Below are 20629 nucleotides of genomic sequence, written 5' to 3'. Positions count from 1 at the left end.
GGGCGGGGCCGGGGGGACGGGCGGGGCCGGCGGGACCGGGACGGAGCCGTGCTGCTCGTCGGAGCCGGGGCCGGGACGGGTGCTGTCGTCGCTCATGGCGCGAGTCTAGCCAGCACCCGGGCGGCGGCGGAGGGGTTCCGTCCGCTCACGCGGGCAGGTAGCCGCCGTCGCGCAGGTCGCCGACGAAGGCCGTCCAGGCGAGGTAGGCGATCACCGCGACGACGATCGCGAGGTAGCCCAGCACGAAGCCGGCGACCGCGAGACCGCGGCCGCGCTGTCCGGAGCGTCGGGCCTGGGCGAAGCCGATGTGGCCGAGGACGATGGCGGCGGGCGCCAGCCCCAGCAGTCCGCACACCAGAGCCGCGACCGCGAGCGGATTCATCGGCGGGCGGCGGGGCGGGAGACCGGGGTAGGGATCGGCGGCGGCCGTCGGCGGCGGGTAGGCCGCCGACGGCTCGCCGAGCGGAGGGGCGAACGGCGCGGGCGCCGGTCCGGTCTGCGGTCCGGGCGCGGTGTCGTCGGTCACGGTGTCCTCCTGGTGGTGCGGGCGCCCCCGAGCCTCGGAGGCGTGTCGATCAGTACCCGGTCGAGGGCATGGTCGCCGCGATCGAGAAGAGCGCGACGAACGAGATGATGGTGATGATGATCGCGACGAAGCCGATGATGACGGCGGCGAGGGCGAGGCCGCGGCCCTTCTCCCCCGTGCGCTTGATCTGCGACAGGGCGATGAAGCCCAGCACGATGCCCACGATGGAGACGAAGAACGAGGCGATGAAGCCGATGATCGCCAGGATGTTGTAGCGGTCGGACGCGGGCGTGTACGGAGTGGTCATGGAATCCCCCAGGGTCAGGAACGAGCGGATGCGGCCAAGAGTGGCAGTGGCACGATCCGCCTGTCAAAAAGCTGGACGGCGCTTGCGCGGCCCGGCCGCCGCCCGGTAGAGGCCTCAGCGGACCTGGATCTCGGTGACCGGGAGGGTCGAGTCGGCCCCGAAGCCGAGCCCCGACGGCGGATGCCCCGCCTCGATCAGCTGCGCCGCCAGTGCGGCGATCATCGCGCCGTTGTCGGTGCAGAGCGAGAGCGCCGGGATCCGGAGGGTCACTCCCGCGGCCGCGCACCGCTCCTCCGCCAGCGCGCGCACCCGGGCGTTGGCGACCACGCCGCCGCCGAGCAGGAGGCGCGGCACGCCCCGGTCGCGGCAGGCGGCGAGCGCCTTCGTGAGCAGGACGTCGGCGACCGCCTCGCGGAAGCTCGCCGCGACGTCGGCCACGGGCACCTCCTCCCCCGCGTCCTGGCGCTTCTCGACCCAGCGGGCGACCGCGGTCTTCAGCCCTGAGAACGAGAAGTCGTAGCGGTGGCGCTCGAGGTCCTTCGGCAGGCTGAGCCCGCGGGGGAAGCGGATCGCCTTCGGGTCCCCGTCCGCCGCCACCCGGTCGATCTGCGGTCCGCCCGGATAGGGCAGGCCCAGGACTCGCGCCACCTTGTCGAAGGCCTCGCCGGCGGCGTCGTCGATGGTCTCGCCGAGCAGCTCGACGTCCGACACCAGATCGCGCACGTGCAGGAGCGAGGTGTGCCCGCCCGAGACCAGCAGCGCGATCGTCGGCACCTCGACGGGGCTGCCCTCGCTGCCGTCTGCACGGAGGACATCGGCTCCCACGTGGCCGACGAGGTGGTTCACGGCGTAGAGCGGCAGGCCGAGCGAGACGGCGAGCGCCTTCGCCGCTCCGACGCCGACCATGAGGGCGCCCGAGAGTCCCGGTCCGCTGGTGACCGCGATCGCGTCCAGGTCGCCGAGCGCGACACCGGCCTCGGAGAGCGCCGCGTGCAGGGCGGGCTCGAGCGCCTCCAGGTGCGCCCGGGCGGCCACCTCGGGCACGACGCCGCCGTAGCGGGCGTGCTCCTCCATCGAGGAGGCGATGGTGTTCGAGAGAAGCGTCGTGCCGCGGACGATGCCGATCCCCGTCTCGTCGCAGCTGGTCTCGATGCCGAGGACGAGGGGTCCGGTGCTCACGGGGTCTCCTGGGTCGGGGTCGGCGGCCGGCGCATCACGATCGCGTCCACTCCGTCGGGCTGGTAGTAGGCGGGGCGGACGCCGATCTCCTCGAAGCCCTCCGAGCGGTAGAGGGTCTGCGCGGCGGGGTTGTCGGCGCGGACCTCGAGGAAGACCTCGCGGGCGCCGCGTTCGCCGGCCGCCTCGAGGAGCGCGCGCAGCAGTCGGCGGCCGAGGCCGGTGCGGCGGACCCGGGCGACGACCGCGATCGTCTGCACGTCGCCCTCGTGGGCGCCGACGGGGCAGAGGAGCCCGGCGTAGCCGACCACCTCGCCGTCCTGCTCGGCGACCAGGTACCGGGTGTGACGGCTCCGGATCTCCTCCGCCATCATCCCGCGCGACCAGGCGTCGCCGGCGAACTCGGACTCCTCGATCGCCATGACAGCGTCGAGGTCGTCCGCCTGCGCGTCGCGGAGCACGGCCTCGCTCATGCGGTCACCCGCTTGGGGCCGGCGGACAGCGTGACGTCGGGCGAGCGGAGGTAGAGGGGCTCGTCCGCGGCACCGGGCCGACCGGCCGCGCGCAGGCGGGCGGCCACGACTCCGAGCTCGCCGGCGGAGACAGACTCGGCCTCCAGGCGCGGGAGCTCCGGATGCGGGAGGGCCGGCGGCTTGTCCAGGCCCGGGCCGGCGAGGCGGACGGGGAGCCCCTGATCGTCGAGCCCGTCGTAGGCGCTCCAGTACAGCTCTCGGCGGCGGGCGTCGGTGACGACGAGGAAGCCCGCGGCGCGCCCGTGCCGCAGCGCGGCGAGCGCGATCGCGTCGTGCGAGACCACGGGGAGGGTGGGGACGCCGCGGCCGAGCGCGAAGGCCCGGGCGGCGGCGATCCCGACCCGGAGGCCGGTGAAGGGGCCGGGGCCCATGCCCACGGCGACCGCCTCGATGCCCCCGGGAGCCACGTCGGCCGCCTCGAGCGCCTCCTGGATCAGCCGGCCGACCACCTCCGCGTGGCGCATGGTGTCGGTCTCGGTGCGCTCCGAGCGCACGGCGCCCGCGGAGTCGACGACGGCGACGGAGGTTCCGGAGGAGGTGTCGATCGCGAGGAGCACGCGTCCAGGGTACCCGCGGGCTCAGCTCCAGCCGGTGCCGCGGAAGCGGACGGTCCGCGGCTCGATCGGCTCCTCACCCTCCTCGGCGTCGGAGCCGGCGGTCGGCCGCTCGATGACCACGTCGAGCCAGGACTCCGCGACGCCGTCCAGCATCCCGGCCCCCCACTCCACGACGATCACCGAGCGCGCCGGATCGAGGTCGAGGTCGTCGAGCTCGACCGGCGAGCCCACGCGGTAGGCGTCGACGTGCACGAGCGGCGGCCCGTCGTGCAGCGGCGGATGCGTCCGCGCGATCACGAAGGTGGGGCTCGTCACGGGACCCCGCACGTCGAGGCCCTCGCCGAGCCCGCGCGTGAAGGTCGTCTTGCCCGCGCCGAGCGGCCCGGTCAGCACCAGCAGGTCGCCGGCGCGCAGCACTCGGCCGAGCTCGCGGCCGAGCTCCGCCATGGCCTCCGGATCGGCGACCTCGACGACGCGGTCCGCGAACCAGGAGCGCTCAGGCACGGCCGTCCGCCGCGCTCAGCAGCCGCCGCTGGACCCGCGGCCCGAGCCGGGTGACCAGCTCGTAGTTGATGGTGCCGCACCACCGCGCCCACTCGTCTACCGAGGGGACGCCGGTCGTCGGGTCACCCCAGAGCGTCACCGGGTCGCCCGTCGCGACGCTCGCATCCCCCACGTCGACGACGAACTGGTCCATCGCGACCCGCCCGGCGATCCGGTGGCGGCGGCCGCCGATCGAGACCTCCGCGACGCCGGAGGCGCTCCGCGGGATGCCGTCCGCGTAGCCGAACGGCACGAGCGCGAGGGTCGTCCCGCCCTCGGCCCGCCAGGTGTAGTCGTAGCTCACGCCGGTCCCGTGGGGCACCCGGCGGACGCCGGCGACGCGGCCCTGCAGCGTCATCGCCGGGACGAGCCCGAGCTGGAGCGAGGTCTCGTCCTCGAACGGCGAGAGTCCGTAGAGGGCGATGCCGCTGCGCACCATGTCGAGGCGGGCCTCCGGGAGGCGCAGCGCCGCCGCCGTCGCCGCGAGGTGCAGGACCGGCGCCTGCACCCCGTGCGCCGCCAGCACGGCCTCGGCGCGGCGGAGGAGCGCGAGCTGGGCGAGGTCGTCCTCGCGCGAGGTGTTGGACAGGTGCGAGAACAGCCCGGTGAGGTGGACGGTGCCGCGAGCGCTGTGACGGGCGAGCGCCTCCGCCAGGTGCGGCCACTCCTCCTCCGCGGCGCCGTTGCGACTGAGGCCCGTGTCGACCTTGAGCTGCACGGCCGCGCGCACGCCGCGGTCCTCCGCCGACTGCGCGAGCGTGTCGAGCTGGTCGACGGAGGAGACGGCGACGTCGATCGAGTGCTCGAGCGCCGCGTCGAAGTCCTCGCCGGGGTCGTGCAGCCAGCAGAGGATCGGAGCGACGACGCCTGCCTCGCGCAGGGCCACGGCCTCCCGCAGCTCCGCGGTGCCGAGGGCGTCCGCGCCGCCGTCGAGCGCCGCCTGCGCCGCGGCCAGGGCGCCGTGCCCGTAGCCGTTGGCCTTGACGACGGCCATGAGCCGTCGGGCACCGGTGAGCTCGCGCAGACGCGCGGCGTTCGCCGCCATCGCGTCGACGTCGATCACCGCCTCGCGGTACGACGCGGGGACGCTCACGACTCGGCCACCACGAACGCGCAGGCCACGCCCGCGTCGTGCGTCATCGAGAGGTGCACGCGCGTGATCCCGCGCGCCTCCGCGGCCGTCCGGGCCGGGCCGTGCAGCGCGAAGGACGGATTCCCGTGCTCGTCCCGCTCGACGACCATGTCGTGCCAGCGGGCGCCCACGGAGTCGCCGAGCGCCTTGATCAGCGCCTCCTTGGCGGCGAAGCGGCCCGCCAGCGAGGCGACGGGGAGCGAGCGTTCGCTCTCGGCGAACAGCCGGTCGCGGAGCCGGGGCGTGCGCGTCAGCGAGCGCTCGAAGCGCGCGAGGTCCACGACGTCCACCCCGATCCCCACGATCACGGCTCGATCACTCGACCGTGACCGACTTGGCGAGATTGCGCGGCTGGTCGACGTCGAGGCCCTTGGCGGCGGCGAGCTCCATCGCGAACATCTGCAGCGGGGTGACGGCGAGCAGCGGCTCGAACAGCGGGTCGGCGAGCGGGATCGGCACGACCTCGTCGGCGATCTGGATCGCGGCCGTATCGCCCTGCTCCGCGATCGCGATGACGCGGGCTCCGCGGGCCTTGATCTCCTGGATGTTCGAGATCACCTTGCGCTGCAGCTCGTACGACTCGCTCGGGCTCGGCACGATCACGAACACGACCTGGCCCGGCTCGATCAGCGCGATCGGGCCGTGCTTGAGCTCGCCCGCCGCGAAGCCCTCGGCATGGATGTAGGCGAGCTCCTTGAGCTTCAGCGCGCCCTCGAGCGCCACCGGGTAGCCGACGTGGCGGCCGAGGAACAGCACCGCGCGGGTGTCGGCCATCCAGCCGGCCAGCTGGGCGATGTCGTCGGAGGCGTCGAGCACGCGGGAGAGCTTCTCCGGGATCGCGGCGAGCTGAGCCGCCTGCGAGGCGACGAGCTCGGTGGAGGCGGCACCGCGCACCGCGGCCAGGTGCAGCCCGAAGAGGTAGAGCGCCGCGATCTGGGCGACGAAGGCCTTGGTCGAGGCGACCGCCACCTCCGGGCCCGCGTGCGTGTAGAGCACGGCGTCCGACTCGCGTGGGATCGTCGCGCCCTGGGTGTTGCAGACCGAGAGCGTCTTGGCGCCGTGCTCGCGGGCGTACTTGACCGCCATCAGCGTGTCCATCGTCTCACCGGACTGGCTGATCGAGACGACGAGGGTGCGCGGGGTGAGCACCGGGTCGCGGTAGCGGAACTCGTGGCTGAGCTCGACCTCGACGGGGACGCGCGCCCATTTCTCGATCGCGTACTTGGCGACCATGCCCGAGTAGGCGGCCGTGCCGCAGGCGATGATCGTGATGCGGTCGATCTCCGTCAGCACCGGACCGAGCGCGTCGAGCTCGGTCAGCGTGATCGCGCCCTCGTGGATGCGGCCGCGGAGCGTGTTCGCGACGGCCTCGGGGCCCTCGGTGATCTCCTTCGCCATGAAGCTCGACCAGCCGCCCTTCTCGGACGCCGACGCGTCCCAGGCGATCTCGAACGGCTCGGTCTCGACGGGGTTGCCGAAGAAGTCGGTCACCGTGACGAGCTCCGGCGTGATCGTGACGATCTGGTCCTGGCCGATGGCGACCGCGCGGCGGGTGAACTCGACGAACGCCGCGACGTCGGAGCCGAGGAAGTTCTCCCCGTCGCCCAGGCCGATCACGAGCGGCGAGTTGCGGCGCGCGCCGACGACCACGCCGGGCTGGTCCTGGTGCAGGGCGAGCAGGGTGAACGCGCCCTCGAGGTGCGCGACGACGGCCTGGAAGGCGAGCACGAGGTCGCCGGTGCGGCGGTACTCGCGGGCGATCAGGTGCGCGGCGACCTCGGTGTCGGTCTCGCTCTCGAAGACGGCGCCCTCGGCGAGCAGCTGCTCCTTGAGCGGCTGGAAGTTCTCGATGATGCCGTTGTGGATGACGGCGAGCCTGCCCTCGTCCGCGAGGTGGGGGTGGGCGTTGCGGTCGGTCGGGCCGCCGTGCGTCGCCCAGCGGGTGTGGCCGATGCCCGTGGTGCCCTCGGCCAGCGGGTGCGCTTCGAGGTCGTCGACGAGGACGCTGAGCTTGCCCGAGCGCTTGCGGCTGTCGAGCTGCCCGTCGGCGTCGATCACGGCCACGCCGGCCGAGTCGTAGCCGCGGTACTCCAGACGCTTCAGGCCCCCGAGCAGCACGGCCAGGCTATCGCGCTCACCGACGTATCCAACGATTCCACACATGCGCTCGATTCTAAGCGGCGCGGAGGCGCCTCCCGCGGCGTCGGGCACCCGGCGGGGCGGACGCTAGGATCGGTCCCCATGCCGTCGTCTCCTCGCGATCCCGCGCGCGACGCGCACCCCTCCCCCTTCGTCGAGATCGTCCGCTCCGACTGGGCCGAGCTCGCCCGCACCACGGAGCTGCCGCTGTCGGAGACCGAGGTCGTGCAGCTGCGGGGGCTGGGCGACCGGCTGAGCCTCACCGAGGTCGCGGAGGTCTACCTGCCGCTCTCGCGCCTGCTGAGCCTGTACGCCGGTGGCGCGCGGCACCTGCACCGCGCGACGAGCACGTTCCTCGGGGAGCGCGCGCAGCCGACTCCGTTCGTGATCGGCGTCGCGGGATCGGTCGCGGTGGGCAAGTCGACGATCGCGCGCCTGCTGCGGGAGCTGCTCGCCCGCTGGGAGGACACGCCCCGCGTCGAGCTGGTGACCACCGACGGCTTCCTGCTGCCCAACCGCGAGCTGGAGCGCCGCGGTCTGATGAGCCGCAAGGGCTTCCCCGAGTCGTACGACCGGCGGGCGCTGCTCCGCTTCGTCTCGGAGGTGAAGGGCGGGGCCGCGGAGGTGCGCGCGCCGTTCTACTCGCACCTCTCCTACGACATCGTCCCCGACGCCGAGATCGTCGTGCGGCGGCCGGACGTGCTGATCGTCGAGGGCCTGAACGTGCTGCAGCCGCCGGTGCCCGGTCACGGCCTGGCGGTGAGCGACCTGTTCGACTTCACCGTCTACGTCGACGCCCGGACCAGCGACATCGCGCGCTGGTACGAGGAGCGCTTCCTCACCCTGCAGCAGGGCGCGTTCGCGAATCCGAACTCCTACTTCCACCGCTACGCGGCGCTCAGCCCGGATGAGGCCCGCGAGCGCGCGCGGAGCATCTGGGCCGCGATCAACGAGCCGAACCTGCTGCAGAACGTGCGCCCCACCCGCTCCCGCGCGAGCCTGGTCCTCCGCAAGCAGGCCGATCACACGGTCTCCTCGGTCCTCCTCCGCAAGATCTGACCGCACCCCCGGTCGCTGTTCGCCGCCGCGCACACCGCGCAGCCACCGACCTCGAACCCCTTCACCGCACGATCGGCGCAGGCTCGCCACCACCCACGAGCCGTCAGCGTGAATCGCGTGCCAAGCGATTCACGCGCGGCGAACGCGACCCGCTCCACCCGCGCAACCACCTCGCGAAGCCGACCGCGAGGGGCCGCGCAGGGAGCGGCCCCTCAACGAACACAGCCGTCGTGGGAATCGCGTGCCAAGCGATTCCCGCGCGGCGACCGCGACACGCTCCGCCCGCGCAACCCCCTCGCGAAGCCGACCGCGAGGGGCCGCGCAAGTAGCAGCCCACCAACGAACACAGCCGTCAGCGAGAATCGCGTGCCAAGCGATTCACGCGCGGCGACCGCGACCCGCTCAACCCAGCGCGACCACCTCCACAAGCCGACCGCGAAGGGCCGCGCAGGGAGCGGCCCCGCAACGAACACCGCCGTCGTGGGAATCGCGTGCCAAGCGATTCACCCGCGGCGAACGCGCCCCGCTCCACCCATCGCAACCACCTCGCGAAGCCGACCGCGAGGGGCCGCGCAGGGAGCGGCCCCGCAACGAACACAGCCGCGTGCCAAGCGATTCACCCGCGGCGAACGCACCCCGCTCCACCCATCGCGACCACCTCCCCAAGCCGACCGCGAGGAGCCGCGCAGGGAGCGGCCCAACCCACGAGCCGTCGTGGGAATCGCGTGCCAAGCGATTCCCGCGCGGCGAACGCACCCCGCTCCACCCATCGCGACCACCTCTCCAGGCCGACCGCGAGGAGCCGCGCAGGGAGCGGCTCCTTAAGAGCGCAGCCGCTCGAGCACGACCGCGGCGAGCGATTCGGCGAGGCGGTCGGCCGTCTCCTGCGTCTTCGCCTCGACCATGACGCGCACCATCGGCTCCGTGCCGGAGGGGCGCAGGAGCACACGGCCGTCGCTGCCGAGCTCGGCGGTGGCGTCGGCGACGGCGGAGGCGATGACCTCGTCGTCGCGGACGCCCTCGCGGTCGACGCCGCGCACGTTGAGGAGGGTCTGCGGGAAGACGGACATGACGGCGGCCAGGTCGGCGATCGTGCGTCCGGTCCGGGCCATCTCGGCCGCGAGCTGGAGGCCGGTGAGCACGCCGTCGCCGGTGGTGGCGTAGCGGCTCATGATGACGTGGCCGGACTGCTCCCCGCCGAGCGAGTAGCCGCCGTCGTTCATCGCCTCGAGGACGTAGCGGTCGCCGACCGCGGTCTCGATGACGCGGATGCCGGCGTCGCGCATGGCGAGCTTGAGGCCGAGGTTGCTCATGACGGTGGCCACGAGGACGTCGTCGCGGAGGGCGCCGCGGCGGGCCATGGCGGTCGCGAGGATAGCCATGATCTGGTCGCCGTCGACGATGCGGCCCTCGGCGTCCACTGCGAGGCAGCGGTCGGCGTCGCCGTCGTGGGCGATGCCGATGTCGGCGCCGGCCGCGCGGACGGCGTCGGCGACGTTGTCGAGGTGGGTGGAGCCCACTCCGTCGTTGATGTTGAGGCCGTCGGGGTCGTTGCCGATGACGGTGACGGTCGCTCCGGCGTCGGTGAACACTTGGGGCGAGATGCCGGCGGCGGCGCCGTGCGCGCAGTCGATGACCACGTGCAGGCCGTCGAGACGGGTGCCCTCGAGGGATCCGAGCAGGTGGAGGACGTAACGGTCCTCCGCGTCGGAGAAGCGGGTGATGCGGCCGACGTCGGCTCCGGTCGGCGTGAGCGGGGGGACTCCGAGGGCCGCTTCGATGCGGTTCTCGAGCTCGTCCGGGAGTTTGCGTCCGCCTGCGGCGAAGAACTTGATGCCGTTGTCGGCGGCGGGGTTGTGCGAGGCCGAGATCATCACGCCGAAGTCGGCGTTCTCGTCGGCGATGAGGTAGGCGGTGGCGGGCGTCGGGATGACGCCGGCGTCGAGCACGTCGACTCCAGCGCTCGCGAGACCCGCCGCGACCGCGGCTCCGATGAACTGACCGGAGATGCGGGGGTCGCGGGCGAGCACGGCGACGGGCCGACGGCCCTCGGCCCGGGCGGCCGCTCCGAGTACACGGGCGGCCGCCTGGGCGAGGCCGAGAGCCAGGTCGGCCGTGACCTCGCGATTCGCGAGGCCACGGACGCCGTCTGTTCCGAACAGGCGCGGCATGGTGCGCAGTCCCTTCTCGAGCTGCTGGTCGTGCGGCCGTCAGGCCGCGTCGACTAGCGCTTCGAGAACTGGGACGCCTTGCGGGCCTTCTTGAGACCGGCCTTCTTGCGCTCGATGACGCGGGCGTCGCGGGTCAGGAAGCCCGCCTTCTTCAGGATCGCGCGGTTGTTCTCGCGGTCGATCTCGTTGAGTGCACGGGCGATGGCGAGGCGCAGCGCGCCGGCCTGACCGGAGGGGCCGCCGCCGGTGATCTTGGCGACCACGTCGTAGGAGCCGATCAGGTCGAGCACCTTGAAGGGGTCGGTGATCAGCTGCTGGTGCAGCTTGTTGGGGAAGTACTCCGCGAACTCGCGGGCGTTGACGGTCATGCCGCCGTTGCCGGGGACGAGGCGCACGCGGGCGATGGCCTGCTTGCGTCGGCCCACGGCTGCGCCGGAGACGTTGAGGACGGCGCGGGGCGTCGTGGACGCCTCGGTGGCCGGGCTTTCGGTGGAGTAGCTCTCGGGAGCCACGTCGATCTGGTCTGCGATCTTCGCCACGGTGTAGGTGATCCTTTGTCTTCGAAGTCTGGGGTGTCGGGGAGGGCCGGAGCCTACTGGGCGACCTGGGTGAAGGCGTACGCCTGCGGCTGCTGGGCCGCGTGGGGGTGCTCGGATCCCGTGTAGACCTTCAGCTTGCGCAGCTGGGCGCGGCCGAGGGAGTTCTTGGGGAGCATGCCGCGGATGGCCTTCTCGACGGCGCGGACCGGGTTCTTCTCGAGGAGCTCGGCGTACGTGGTGGCCGAGAGGCCGCCCGGGTAGCCGGAGTGGCGGTAGGCCTTCTTCTGGAGGAGCTTCTGGCCGGTGAGGGCGACCTTCTCCGCGTTGACGATGATGACGAAGTCGCCCATGTCCATGTGCGGCGCGAAGGTGGCCTTGTGCTTGCCGCGCAGGAGCGCCGCGGCGTGGGTGGCGAGACGGCCGAGCACGACGTCGGACGCGTCGATGACGATCCAGTCGTGCTGGACGTCAGCCGGCTTCGGAGAAAAAGTGCGAGTCACGTGAGTGCTGCTTTCTGGTCGGAGTGAGGTGTTCGTGGATCCCGCTCCGTGGCCGTTCGACCCGCGAGGGGCCGAACCGATCCGGTGGAGGGCTCAACTTCGGGCGCTCGGCACACGGCCGAAAACACCAAGGGTCGACATTACAGCAAAGCCCCCGTGCGGCCAAGCACGGATCGTGGCGGCAGGGGCTCCGGCGGCGGGAGGTGCGACCCGAGCCGCCACGGGTCGCGGGGCGCGGGCGCGCGCCCTCGCCTCACTCCGAGTCCTCCGGGTCCGGCCCCTCGGTCCGCACGGTGCGCTTCGCGCGGGTGAGCAGGGCCCGCTCGGCGAGCGCGTCGTCCTCGGGGTAGTCGACCTCGCGGAGGATGAGGCCGCGGGCCGGCATCACCGCGAACGCGTTGGTCCGTCGGGCGGCGTCCCGGAGCAGCGGGACCGCCCCCGCCTCGAGCTTCCCGGCGCCGACCGCGACGCACGCCCCCACGAGGGCCCGCACCATGCTGTGGCAGAAGGCGTCCGCGCGCAGGTGGGCGTGCAGGACTCCGTCGGCGTCTCGCTCCCAGGTGAAGTCGAGCAGGCTCCGGATGGTGGTGGCCCCTGCGCGGGCACGGCAGAACGACGCGTAGTCGTGCAGGCCCAGGAGCGAGCGGGCCGCGGCCGACATCGCGTCGAGGTCGAGGGAGTCGGTGATCCAGGTGGTGTACGTGCGGTCGAGCGGGTGGCGCATCGAGGAGGCGTCGGCCAGCCGGTACTCGTACCGCCGCCAGCGCGCCGAGAACCGCGCGTCGAACCCCTCCGGCGCCTCCGTCACCCGGTGCACCGAGACGTCGGTGTACTGCCCGAGGATCCCGCGGAGCCGCCGCTCCAGGATCGACGCGGGCGGGAACGGCTCCTCCCCCGGTCGGCGCCGGCCGGTGCTGATGCGGCCCCACTGCTCGGGGGTGAGGTCGACGTGGGCGACCTGGGCGCTGGCGTGCACGCCGACGTCGGTGCGCCCGGCGACCGTCACGATCGGGTGCTGCTCGGAGCGCAGCACCAGGGCGAGCGACTCCTCGAGCACCCCCTGCACGGTGCGGAGGCCGGGCTGCTTGGCCCACCCGGAGAAGTGCGAGCCGTCGTAGGCCAGGTCGAGGCGGACGCGGTGCATCAGACGAGTCTAGAGCGCGCCGTGGTCGCGGCTCAGGCGACCGCGAGCGGGACGTCGACGGCCGCCAGGGCCGAGACCGCCTAGCCGACCAGCGTCGACTGCTCGCCGACCGAGGAGACGATCCGCGCCTCCCAGCCGCCTGCGAGCACGGCCAGCTCGGAGGGAGCGGAGGCGATGCCCTGCACCCCGTAGGCGGCCGTGCCCAGCGAGACCGGCACGGCGCCGAGCGCCTCGCCCGCACCGGTGAAGGTCTCGACGAGGGGCCCGCGGTGCAGCGTCAGCACGACGACCGGATCGCCGCCGTCGACGGCGTAGGAGCACGTGTCTCCCGCGGCGGTGATCGACACGGTGCCCGCCGTCGAGCCGGCCTCCTGCTCGACGAGGGAGGCGGGGAGAGCGGTCGCGCAGTCCACGCCCTCGCTCGACGGCACGGAGGGCACGGAGGGCACGGTCGGTGCGGCCGACGGTACCGGAGGCGTGCTCGCGAGGCCCGCCGACTCCGGCACGTCGATCACCTCGCCGGAGGCGCAGCCGCTCACTACGCCCGCGAGTGCCAGGGCGAGGAGCGCCGCAGCAGCCGAGGAGGGCAGTCGCACAGGAGTCCTCCGAGGATCGTCGGCGCGGACCCCGGGAGCGCCGGTCGTGACGCGGCCGCACCCGACGAGCGCAGCCGTGCCATCGTAAGCGACGATTCGCGCCACTCGGCCCCGTGGAACGACGAGAGCCCCCCGCCCCGGAGGGGACGGAGGGCTCTCGGGAGAGGGGGCGTGACTACTTGGTCGCGCCGGTCTCCTCGACAGGAGCGTCCTGCGCGGCGTCCTCGACGGGAGCGTCCTGCACGGGCGCCTCCTCGACGGGGGTCTCCTCGGCAGTGGTCTCCTCGGCGGGGGCCTCGTCCACCGGAGCGGACACGGGCGCCGTGGCGGTGCGCGACTTCTTCGCCTTGGGCGTGACGGGCTCGAGGACGAGCTCGATCACGGCCATGGGCGCGTTGTCTCCCTTGCGGGGGCCGATCTTGGTGATGCGGGTGTAGCCGCCCTCGCGCTCGGCGACGAGCGGAGCGATCTCGGTGAAGAGCTCGTGGACGACCGACTTGTCGCCGATCGTCGCGAGGACGCGACGGCGGGCGTGCAGATCGCCGCGCTTGGCGAAGGTCACCAGGCGCTCGGCGAGCGGACGAAGGCGCTTGGCCTTGGTCTCGGTCGTCTTGATGCTCTTGTGCGTGAACAGGGCCGCGGCCAGGTTCGCCAGCAGCAGGCGCTCGTGTGCGGGTCCGCCTCCGAGGCGGGGGCCCTTGGTGGGCTTGGGCATGGGTTTACTCCAGTACTAAAGGGGTGTCAGCAGGTCGGACGCGAGGAGCCGGGGCTCCGGAGCGGAGGACCTAGATGCTCTCGTCGTCGTAGCTGTAGAAGTGGGCGCCGTCGAACCCGGGGACCGAGTCCTTGAGCGACAGGCCGAGCTCCGTCAGCTTCTCCTTGACCTCATCCACCGACTTCTGACCGAAGTTGCGGATGTTCATGAGCTGCGTCTCCGAGAGGGCGACGAGCTCATTGACGTTGTTGATGCCCTCGCGCTTGAGGCAGTTGTAGCTGCGCACCGAGAGGTCGAGGTCCTCGATGGGCATGGACAGCTCGGTCGAGAGGACCGCGTCGACCGGCGCGGGGCCGATCTCGATGCCCTCGGCCGCGTTGTTCAGCTCGCGGGCGAGACCGAACAGCTCGGTCAGCGTGCGTCCGGCGGAGGCGATGGCGTCGCGCGGCGAGATCGCCGCCTTCGTCTCCACGTCCACGACCAGGCGGTCGAAGTCGGTGCGCTCGCCGGCACGGGTGGCCTCGACGCGGTAGGTGACCTTCAGCACGGGCGAGTAGATCGAGTCGACCGGGATCTGGCCGGCCTCGGAGAACTCGCTGCGGTTCTGGGTCGCCGAGACGTAGCCGCGGCCGCGCTCGATCGTGAGCTCGAGCTCGAACTTCGCCTTGTCGTTCAGCGTGGCGATGACGAGCTCCGGGTTGTGGATCTCGACACCGGCCGGAGCCGAGATGTCCGCGGCGGTGACCTGGCCGGCTCCCTGCTTGCGCAGGTAGGCGGTGATCGGCTCGTCGTGCTCGGAGGAGACGACGAGTCCCTTGATGTTCAGGATGATCTCGGTGACGTCCTCGCGGACGCCCGGGACGGTCGTGAACTCGTGCAGGACTCCGTCGATCCGGATGCTGGTGACAGCAGCGCCGGGGATGGAGGACAGCAGGGTGCGACGCAGCGAGTTGCCGAGCGTGTAGCCGAAGCCGGGCTCGAGGGGCTCGATGACGAAGCGGGAACGGAACTCCGAGATGTTCTCCTCGGTGAGCGTCGGACGCTGTGCGATAAGCACTGATGATTCCTTTCGATCACGTGTCCGCTATATGACACGTGCGTTTGCGAAGTGTGGAGTTGTGAAAGAAATGCGCGATCCGCCGGTCGGCCGCACTCCCCGCCCGGGGGCGGTTCGTGCGGCCGGCCGACGGCTGCGAGTGCTGCTTAGACGCGACGACGCTTGGGCGGGCGGCAGCCGTTGTGCGCCTGCGGGGTGACGTCGTTGATCGAGCCGACCTCGAGGCCTGCGGCCTGGAGCGAGCGGATCGCGGTCTCACGACCCGAGCCGGGGCCCTTCACGAAGACGTCCACCTTCTTCATGCCGTGCTCCTGAGCCTGGCGCGCGGCCGACTCGGCGGCGAGCTGGGCGGCGAACGGCGTCGACTTGCGCGAGCCCTTGAAGCCGACTCCACCGGACGAGGCCCAGCTGATGACGGCCCCGGAGGGGTCGGTGATCGAGACGATGGTGTTGTTGAACGTCGACTTGATGTGGGCCTGGCCCACAGCGATGTTCTTCTTCTCCTTGCGGCGCGGCTTGCGCGCGGCCGACTTGGGGGTAGCCAATTCTGTATCTCCTCTAGGTCCGTGTCGCCCGCGTTACTTGCGGCCGGCCTTCTTCTTGCCGGCGACGGTGCGCTTGGGTCCCTTGCGGGTGCGCGCGTTCGTCTTGGTGCGCTGTCCACGGACCGGGAGGCCGCGACGGTGGCGGAGGCCCTCGTACGAGCCGATCTCGACCTTGCGGCGGATGTCGGCGGCGACCTCGCGGCGGAGGTCGCCCTCCACCTTGTAGTTGCCCTCGATGTAGTCGCGGAGCGAGACGAGCTGGTCGTCGCTGAGGTCCTTGACGCGGATGTTGCCGTCGATCCCGGTGTCGCTCAGGGTCTTGAGCGCGCGAGTGCGGCCGACACCGTAGATGTAGGTCAGTGCGACCTCCACGCGCTTCTCGCGCGGGATGTCTACTCCTGCCAGACGTGCCATTGTGGCTTCTCCTGTGAGTGAGTGGAGGTGTGAAGCAGCACCGGTGCCTCGGCCTCCGACCGAAGGTGTCCTCGCCGTCCACCCCGGGGTCGCCGGGGTGCTGCGCGATTTCTGGTGCTGCGGGTGTGTTCAGTTGTGCAGTGGGGGCGGCACGCCGCCCCGGCGCTCCCTCGCGGAAGCAGCGGGACTAGCCCTGGCGCTGCTTGTGGCGGGGGTTGCTGCTGCAGATGACCATCACGTTGCCGTGGCGGCGGATGATCTTGCAGTGGTCGCAGATGCGCTTGACGCTGGGGTTGACCTTCATTGTTCTTGTCCTTGTTTTCGCTGGCGTCGTGCTCCCGGCGGATGCCGGGGCCGTTCCTTACAGGACACGCACGTCGCGAACGTCAGCGGAGCGAACGCCTACTTGTAGCGGTAGACGATCCGGCCGCGGGTCAGGTCGTAGGGGCTCAGCTCCACGATCACCCGGTCCTCGGGGAGGATCCGGATGTAGTGCTGACGCATCTTGCCCGAGATATGGGCGAGAACTTTGTGTCCGTTGGTCAGCTCCACGCGGAACATCGCGTTGGGGAGCGCCTCGACAACCGCACCTTCGATTTCGATGACACCGTCTTTTTTGGCCATAGCCTCACTGTCGTTCGGAAGTAGTGTGTGTACTGGTCGTGCGAATGTTTCCGCGACGAGCCACCACCGGGCGAGAGCCCGGATCGGGGTTCGCGGGCATGCCGGAGCACGCGCAAAACACCAAGGGTCGATGCTACGCGAATCGCGGCCGCTCCGCCACCTCGGGCGTGTCGCCCCCTCCTCCGCCTCCGCGCCCGACGCGCGCCCCCTGCCCGGCCCTGCGTCCGCCGCCGCCTAGGCTGGCTCCGTCGAGCCGGAGGGAGAGCACATGGCGCGCACGACGAGGTCCGCGACCGCGAGGCGGAGCTGGTACTCGCACCCGGTGGTGACGATCCTGGCGGCGATCGCGGTCATCGCCCTGGTGCAGACCTTCTTCGTGAAGGTGTACACGGTGCCGACCGGCTCGATGGAGAACACCCTCCAGGGCGGCGGATTCTTCGGCGACCGCATCCTGGTCGACCGCACCCTCGCCCTCCAGGGCGGGCCGGAGGAGGGGCAGATCGTCGTCTTCTCGCGCGACGCCGACTGGGGCGCGAGCGACGAGGCCGGCAGCCCCCTCTCCGAGATCGTGAAGACCTTCGGCGACGTCACCAGCATCGGCCCCTCCCACGAGGAGTTCCTCGTCAAGAGGCTGATCGCCGAGGGGGGCCACACCGTCTCCTGCTGCGACGCCGAGGGGCACGTGCTGGTCGACGGGAAGCCGCTGGACGAGTCCTACGTGTTCGAGGACTTCCCCTTCACCCCCGGGACCCTCGACTGCACGACGAGCCCCGCGTCCCTCCGATGCTTCGACGAGTACACCGTCCCCGAGGGCTCCCTCTTCGTCCTGGGCGACCACCGGTCGAACTCCAACGACTCGCTCGGCGAGTGCCGCGGCGCCGGCGGGCCGATCGACACGTGCGTGAAGACCGTGCCGATCGACAGGGTCACCGGACGCGTCTTCGCCGTGGCCTGGCCGCTCACCCGCTGGCGGCTGTTCTAGCGCTCCGCCCGAGCCGCCGCAGACGACGACGAGGTCCCCCGCGGGAAGCAGAGGACCTCGTCGTCGTTCACCGCCGTGCGGCCACGGGACTAGCCGCGGACGACCGCCACGACCCGGTCGAAGAGCGGATGCTCGGCCGTGAGGCCGGTGACCTCCGCCACGAACTCCTCCGGGGTGAGCGCGGCCAGCTTCTCGTGGAGCTCCACGCTCTGGGGGTCCTCGGGCACGTCGAAGCGCAGCGCGGCGCCGATCGCGGTGAGAAGGCCCTCCGGCGTGCGCCCGCGCTCGGCGAGCTCGGCCGCCGGTCCGATGAAGCGCTCGTGCCGCGACAGCTTCCGCAGCGGCTGGCGTCCCACCCGGTCGACCGTGTCGGTCAGGTACGGGTTGGCGAAGCGCTTCAGCGTCTTCTCGAGGTAGGCCTGCTGCTCCTCGTCGCTGAAGCCGTGCTTGGCCACGATGAGCGCCTTGGTGTCCTCGAGCGCGGCCTTGACCGCGTCGTGCACCTCGGGCATCGCCAGCGCGTCGGAGAGCTTGTGCGCTCCGGCCGCGAAGCCGGTGTAGGCGGCCGTCGCGTGGCCGGTGTTCACCGTGAAGAGCTTCCGCTCGATGAAGGGCTCGAGGTCGTCGACCCAGGTCGCGCCCGGGATCTCCGGCTCGGTGCCCTCGAACGGAGTGCGGTCGACGACCCACTCGAAGAAGCTCTCCACCGTCACGTCCAGGCCCTGGCCCGGGTCCTGGTTCGGGACGATGCGGTCCACCGCGGTGTCGGCGAAGACGGCGCGGGTGCGCAGGCGCTCCCACTCGTCCGCGCCGAGGTTCGCGGCGACCTCGGTCTGCAGGAGGCGCGTGGCGTTGATCGCGTTCTCGCAGGCCATGACCGCCAGCCGCGGCGCCGACTCGTCGCGGGCCGCGAGGCCCTTCGCGATCACGGGGGCGACGAAGCGCAGGATGTTCGGGCCGACGGCCGTGGTGACGATGTCGGCGGCGGCGATCTCGCGGACGAGCGCCTCCTCGTCGGCGGCCGAGTCGATCGCGCGGAAGCGGTCGACGACGTGCGTGGCCGCCTCCTCCCCCACCTCGTGCACCTCGTAGCTGTCGGCAGCGCCGAGGCGGCCGATCAGCTCGGAGTTGACGTCGGCGAAGACGAGCTCGTAGCCGGCGCCGTGCAGGATCAGGCCGACGAAGCCGCGGCCGATGTTGCCGGCGCCGAAGTGGACGGCGGTGGGCATCAGGAGTTGACCTCGCCCAGCAGGCTGTAGAGCGACTGCGCGTCCGGGGCGTCGAGGAGCTTCTGCACCTCGTCCTCCTCCGAGAAGATGATCGCGATCTTGGAGAGGATCTCGAGGTGCTCGTTGTCGACGCCGGCGATGCCGACGACGAAGCGCACCTCGTTGCCGTCCCAGTCGATCGGCTGCGCGTAGCGCACGAACGAGAGGGCGGAGGAGCGGATCTCGTCCTTCGCGTCGTTGGTGCCGTGCGGGATGGCGAGCAGGTTGCCCATGTAGGTCGAGACGGTCGCCTCGCGGGCGAGCATGGCCTCGTAGTAGGCGGGGGTGACCGCGCCGACGCCGACCAGCATGTCGGCGGCCTCCTTGATGGCGGCCTCCTTCGTGGTGGCGGTGCCGGAGGCGTCGATCTGTCCGATGGTGAGCACGTCGCTCATGGGGTGCGTCCTTCCGTGGAGGTGCTGACAGCGAGGGAACCCGCAGGGGCGAGCGGAGCGTGTCCGCCCTGTCGCACCCTACGGGTTCCCTCCGAATGGTTGGCGTACTACTTGCCGTGCTGCTCCGCGACCAGCGAGACGACCTCGTCGTACTTCGGGCTGTTCATGAAGTTGTCCACGGAGACGTGGATCGCGCCCGGGGTGCGCTGGCGGGCGCGCTCCGTGAGCTCGGCCTGGGTGATGACCAGGTCCACGTCGTCCTCGAGAGCGGCGATCGCCTTGTTGGTGACCGTGACGTCCTCGAAGCCCGCCTTCTTCATCTTGTTCCGCAGCACCGAGGCGCCCATCGCGGACGAGCCCATGCCGGCGTCGCAGGCGAAGACGATGTTCCGGACCTGGGTCGCGGTGGCCGTGGCCCCCGCGGTCGAGGCGCCGGCCGAGTCCTGCGGAGCGTTGGCGCCGCGGGCGTTGATGAGCGAGCCGACGGCGCTCTCCTTGCCCTTGTTCGCCTCGTTGGCGGCGACGGCGGCGGCGAGCTTGTCGTCGCCCTCCTGCTCCGCGGCCAGGTCGCGCTTGCGGCCGGACCGGATGATGACCGAGGCCACCAGGAACGACACGGCGGTCGCGAGGATCACCGAGAGGATGACGCCGAGGAAGCTGTCGTTCGCGGTCTGCAGGAGCACCGCGATGATCGAGCCGGGCGAGGCGGGGGCGCGGAGGCCGGAGTTGAACGCGACGTTCGTCGCGACACCGGTCGCACCGCCGAGGATGACGGCCGCGAGCAGCGCCGGCTTCATCAGCACGTACGGGAAGTAGATCTCGTGGATGCCGCCGATGAAGTGGATGATCGCCGCACCGGGAGCCGAGGCGCGGGCCGCGCCGACGCCGAAGAACGCGAAGGCCAGGAGCACGCCCATGCCGGGGCCGGGGTTGGCCTCGAGGAGGAAGAGGTAGGACTTGCCCGCCTCCTCCGCCTGCTGGACGCCCAGCGGCGTGAGGATGCCGTGGTTGATGGCGTTGTTCAGGAAGAGGATCTTCGCCGGCTCGATGAAGAGCGAGGTCAGCGGGAGCAGGCCCGCGTTGACCAGGAACTCCACGCCCGCACCGAGGGCGGTCGAGAGGCCGACCACGAGCGGCGCGACGCCCGCGAAGGCGAGGAGCGCGAGGAGGAGGCCGAGGATTCCGGCGGAGAAGTTGTTGACCAGCATCTCGAAGCCGGGCTTGATCTTGCCGTCCCAGATCGAGTCGACCTTCTTCATGAGCCACGCCGACAGCGGGCCCATGATCATGGCGCCGATGAACATCGGGATGCCGGCGCCGACGATGACGCCCATGGTCGCGATGGTGCCGACAACGCCTCCGCGGGCGCCGTAGACCATGCGGCCGCCGGTGTTCGCGATGAGGAGCGGGAGGAGGTAGGTGATCATCGGGGCGACGAGGCCGGTGTTGACGACGTCGGGATCCGTGCTCCAGCCGCCGAACTGCTGGACCCAGGTGGCGTCGATGCCGAGGAGGGGGAGCCATCCGGTCTGGATGAAGAGGGCCGTGATGAAGCCCCAGGCGATGAAGGCCGCGATGTTCGGCATGACCATTCCCGAGAGGAAGGTGCCGAAGCGCTGGACGTGGACGCGCGCTCCACCGCGCGTCGACGTCGCTGACGTCGTTGTCATGTGGTGTGTTCTCCGATTTCTAGGGGCGGGCGGGCGG

At 71.6% G+C, this 20629-nt stretch carries 25 protein-coding genes; 2 read left to right on the top strand and 23 right to left on the bottom strand.

Going from position 1 to position 20629, the window contains the following annotated elements:
- Nucleotides 1-145 precede the first annotated feature (145 nt).
- The 9 genes from C5C71_RS15975 to glmS form a co-directional block, all read right to left on the bottom strand.
- Nucleotides 146-526, bottom strand: a complete 381-nt coding sequence (locus C5C71_RS15975) for a DUF4190 domain-containing protein (protein WP_104338064.1) — start codon at nucleotides 524-526, stop codon at nucleotides 146-148.
- A gap of 49 nt (nucleotides 527-575) precedes the next feature.
- Nucleotides 576-833: a DUF4190 domain-containing protein gene (locus C5C71_RS15970; RefSeq protein WP_104225014.1), complete on the bottom strand. Its 258-nt coding sequence runs from the start codon at nucleotides 831-833 to the stop codon at nucleotides 576-578.
- A gap of 114 nt (nucleotides 834-947) precedes the next feature.
- Nucleotides 948-2012, bottom strand: coding sequence for a tRNA (adenosine(37)-N6)-threonylcarbamoyltransferase complex transferase subunit TsaD (gene tsaD / locus C5C71_RS15965; protein ID WP_104225013.1), 1065 nt, complete (start codon nucleotides 2010-2012; stop codon nucleotides 948-950).
- Nucleotides 2009-2482, bottom strand: coding sequence for a ribosomal protein S18-alanine N-acetyltransferase (gene rimI / locus C5C71_RS15960; RefSeq protein WP_104225012.1), 474 nt, complete (start codon nucleotides 2480-2482; stop codon nucleotides 2009-2011). Before rimI ends, tsaD begins: the two co-directional genes overlap by 4 nt.
- Complete coding sequence (tsaB, locus tag C5C71_RS15955; RefSeq protein WP_104225011.1) at nucleotides 2479-3099, bottom strand: tRNA (adenosine(37)-N6)-threonylcarbamoyltransferase complex dimerization subunit type 1 TsaB; 621 nt, start codon at nucleotides 3097-3099, stop codon at nucleotides 2479-2481. Before tsaB ends, rimI begins: the two co-directional genes overlap by 4 nt.
- 21 nt (nucleotides 3100-3120) lie before the next feature.
- Nucleotides 3121-3546, bottom strand: coding sequence for a tRNA (adenosine(37)-N6)-threonylcarbamoyltransferase complex ATPase subunit type 1 TsaE (gene tsaE, locus C5C71_RS15950; RefSeq protein ID WP_104227417.1), 426 nt, complete (start codon nucleotides 3544-3546; stop codon nucleotides 3121-3123).
- 49 nt (nucleotides 3547-3595) lie between these two features.
- A complete protein-coding gene (gene alr / locus C5C71_RS15945; protein ID WP_104225010.1) occupies nucleotides 3596-4735 on the bottom strand; it encodes an alanine racemase in 1140 nt (379 codons plus the stop codon).
- Entirely contained in the window at nucleotides 4732-5082 is a 351-nt protein-coding gene (locus C5C71_RS15940; protein WP_104338063.1) for a holo-ACP synthase, read from the bottom strand. The genes alr and C5C71_RS15940 overlap by 4 nt, the downstream gene beginning before the upstream one ends.
- Before the next feature lie 7 nt (nucleotides 5083-5089).
- Nucleotides 5090-6937 (bottom strand): glutamine--fructose-6-phosphate transaminase (isomerizing), encoded by a 1848-nt coding sequence (gene glmS / locus C5C71_RS15935; RefSeq protein ID WP_104338062.1) that lies wholly within the window; start codon nucleotides 6935-6937, stop codon nucleotides 5090-5092.
- 78 nt (nucleotides 6938-7015) lie between these two features.
- Between glmS and coaA the strand changes: the two genes are divergently transcribed.
- Nucleotides 7016-7972 carry a type I pantothenate kinase gene (gene coaA, locus C5C71_RS15930; RefSeq protein WP_104234153.1) on the top strand — a complete coding sequence of 319 codons (957 nt, stop codon included), beginning with the start codon at nucleotides 7016-7018 and terminating at the stop codon, nucleotides 7970-7972.
- 821 nt (nucleotides 7973-8793) lie between these two features.
- On the opposite strand, the gene glmM is transcribed toward coaA, so the two are convergent.
- From glmM to infA, 11 genes are all read right to left on the bottom strand, one after another.
- Nucleotides 8794-10143, bottom strand: coding sequence for a phosphoglucosamine mutase (gene glmM, locus C5C71_RS15925; RefSeq protein ID WP_104251130.1), 1350 nt, complete (start codon nucleotides 10141-10143; stop codon nucleotides 8794-8796).
- Between the two features lie 53 nt (nucleotides 10144-10196).
- Complete coding sequence (gene rpsI, locus C5C71_RS15920) at nucleotides 10197-10682, bottom strand: 30S ribosomal protein S9 (protein WP_104225004.1); 486 nt, start codon at nucleotides 10680-10682, stop codon at nucleotides 10197-10199.
- 53 nt (nucleotides 10683-10735) lie between these two features.
- Nucleotides 10736-11182, bottom strand: a complete 447-nt coding sequence (rplM, locus tag C5C71_RS15915) for a 50S ribosomal protein L13 (RefSeq protein WP_104225003.1) — start codon at nucleotides 11180-11182, stop codon at nucleotides 10736-10738.
- A 253-nt stretch (nucleotides 11183-11435) separates the two neighbouring features.
- Nucleotides 11436-12326 carry a tRNA pseudouridine(38-40) synthase TruA gene (locus C5C71_RS15910; protein WP_104338061.1) on the bottom strand — a complete coding sequence of 297 codons (891 nt, stop codon included), beginning with the start codon at nucleotides 12324-12326 and terminating at the stop codon, nucleotides 11436-11438.
- 80 nt (nucleotides 12327-12406) lie between these two features.
- On the bottom strand, nucleotides 12407-12922 hold the full coding sequence (locus C5C71_RS15905; protein ID WP_104338060.1) for a hypothetical protein: 516 nt from the start codon (nucleotides 12920-12922) through the stop codon (nucleotides 12407-12409).
- Between the two features lie 175 nt (nucleotides 12923-13097).
- Nucleotides 13098-13637, bottom strand: a complete 540-nt coding sequence (gene rplQ, locus C5C71_RS15900) for a 50S ribosomal protein L17 (RefSeq protein WP_104225000.1) — start codon at nucleotides 13635-13637, stop codon at nucleotides 13098-13100.
- A gap of 70 nt (nucleotides 13638-13707) precedes the next feature.
- On the bottom strand, nucleotides 13708-14694 hold the full coding sequence (locus tag C5C71_RS15895; RefSeq protein WP_104224999.1) for a DNA-directed RNA polymerase subunit alpha: 987 nt from the start codon (nucleotides 14692-14694) through the stop codon (nucleotides 13708-13710).
- Between the two features lie 146 nt (nucleotides 14695-14840).
- On the bottom strand, nucleotides 14841-15239 hold the full coding sequence (gene rpsK / locus C5C71_RS15890; protein WP_055787170.1) for a 30S ribosomal protein S11: 399 nt from the start codon (nucleotides 15237-15239) through the stop codon (nucleotides 14841-14843).
- A 33-nt stretch (nucleotides 15240-15272) separates the two neighbouring features.
- Nucleotides 15273-15653 carry a 30S ribosomal protein S13 gene (gene rpsM / locus C5C71_RS15885; protein ID WP_068251511.1) on the bottom strand — a complete coding sequence of 127 codons (381 nt, stop codon included), beginning with the start codon at nucleotides 15651-15653 and terminating at the stop codon, nucleotides 15273-15275.
- A gap of 187 nt (nucleotides 15654-15840) precedes the next feature.
- The gene (gene rpmJ, locus C5C71_RS15880) at nucleotides 15841-15957 is read right to left on the bottom strand and encodes a 50S ribosomal protein L36 (protein WP_055787164.1); all 117 of its coding nucleotides are present in this window, start codon (nucleotides 15955-15957) and stop codon (nucleotides 15841-15843) included.
- 98 nt (nucleotides 15958-16055) lie between these two features.
- Entirely contained in the window at nucleotides 16056-16277 is a 222-nt protein-coding gene (gene infA / locus C5C71_RS15875) for a translation initiation factor IF-1 (protein WP_022883252.1), read from the bottom strand.
- Between the two features lie 268 nt (nucleotides 16278-16545).
- Between infA and lepB the strand changes: the two genes are divergently transcribed.
- Nucleotides 16546-17259, top strand: coding sequence for a signal peptidase I (lepB, locus tag C5C71_RS15870; protein WP_104224998.1), 714 nt, complete (start codon nucleotides 16546-16548; stop codon nucleotides 17257-17259).
- An 89-nt stretch (nucleotides 17260-17348) separates the two neighbouring features.
- Here lepB and C5C71_RS15865 read toward each other — a convergent pair whose 3' ends face one another.
- The 3 genes from C5C71_RS15865 to C5C71_RS15855 form a co-directional block, all read right to left on the bottom strand.
- Nucleotides 17349-18488: a mannitol-1-phosphate 5-dehydrogenase gene (locus C5C71_RS15865; protein ID WP_104224997.1), complete on the bottom strand. Its 1140-nt coding sequence runs from the start codon at nucleotides 18486-18488 to the stop codon at nucleotides 17349-17351.
- The gene (locus tag C5C71_RS15860; protein WP_104224996.1) at nucleotides 18488-18922 is read right to left on the bottom strand and encodes a PTS sugar transporter subunit IIA; all 435 of its coding nucleotides are present in this window, start codon (nucleotides 18920-18922) and stop codon (nucleotides 18488-18490) included. Before C5C71_RS15860 ends, C5C71_RS15865 begins: the two co-directional genes overlap by 1 nt.
- 107 nt (nucleotides 18923-19029) lie before the next feature.
- Nucleotides 19030-20592, bottom strand: coding sequence for a PTS mannitol transporter subunit IICB (locus C5C71_RS15855; protein ID WP_104224995.1), 1563 nt, complete (start codon nucleotides 20590-20592; stop codon nucleotides 19030-19032).
- Nucleotides 20593-20629 lie beyond the last annotated feature (37 nt).

Origin of the sequence: Rathayibacter sp. AY1C1 (assembly GCF_002932105.1) — a bacterium.
In the GTDB taxonomy this organism is placed as follows: domain Bacteria; phylum Actinomycetota; class Actinomycetes; order Actinomycetales; family Microbacteriaceae; genus Rathayibacter.
Note: the sequence above shows the minus strand (reverse complement) of the source record. Positions and strands in the feature narration are given on the sequence as shown.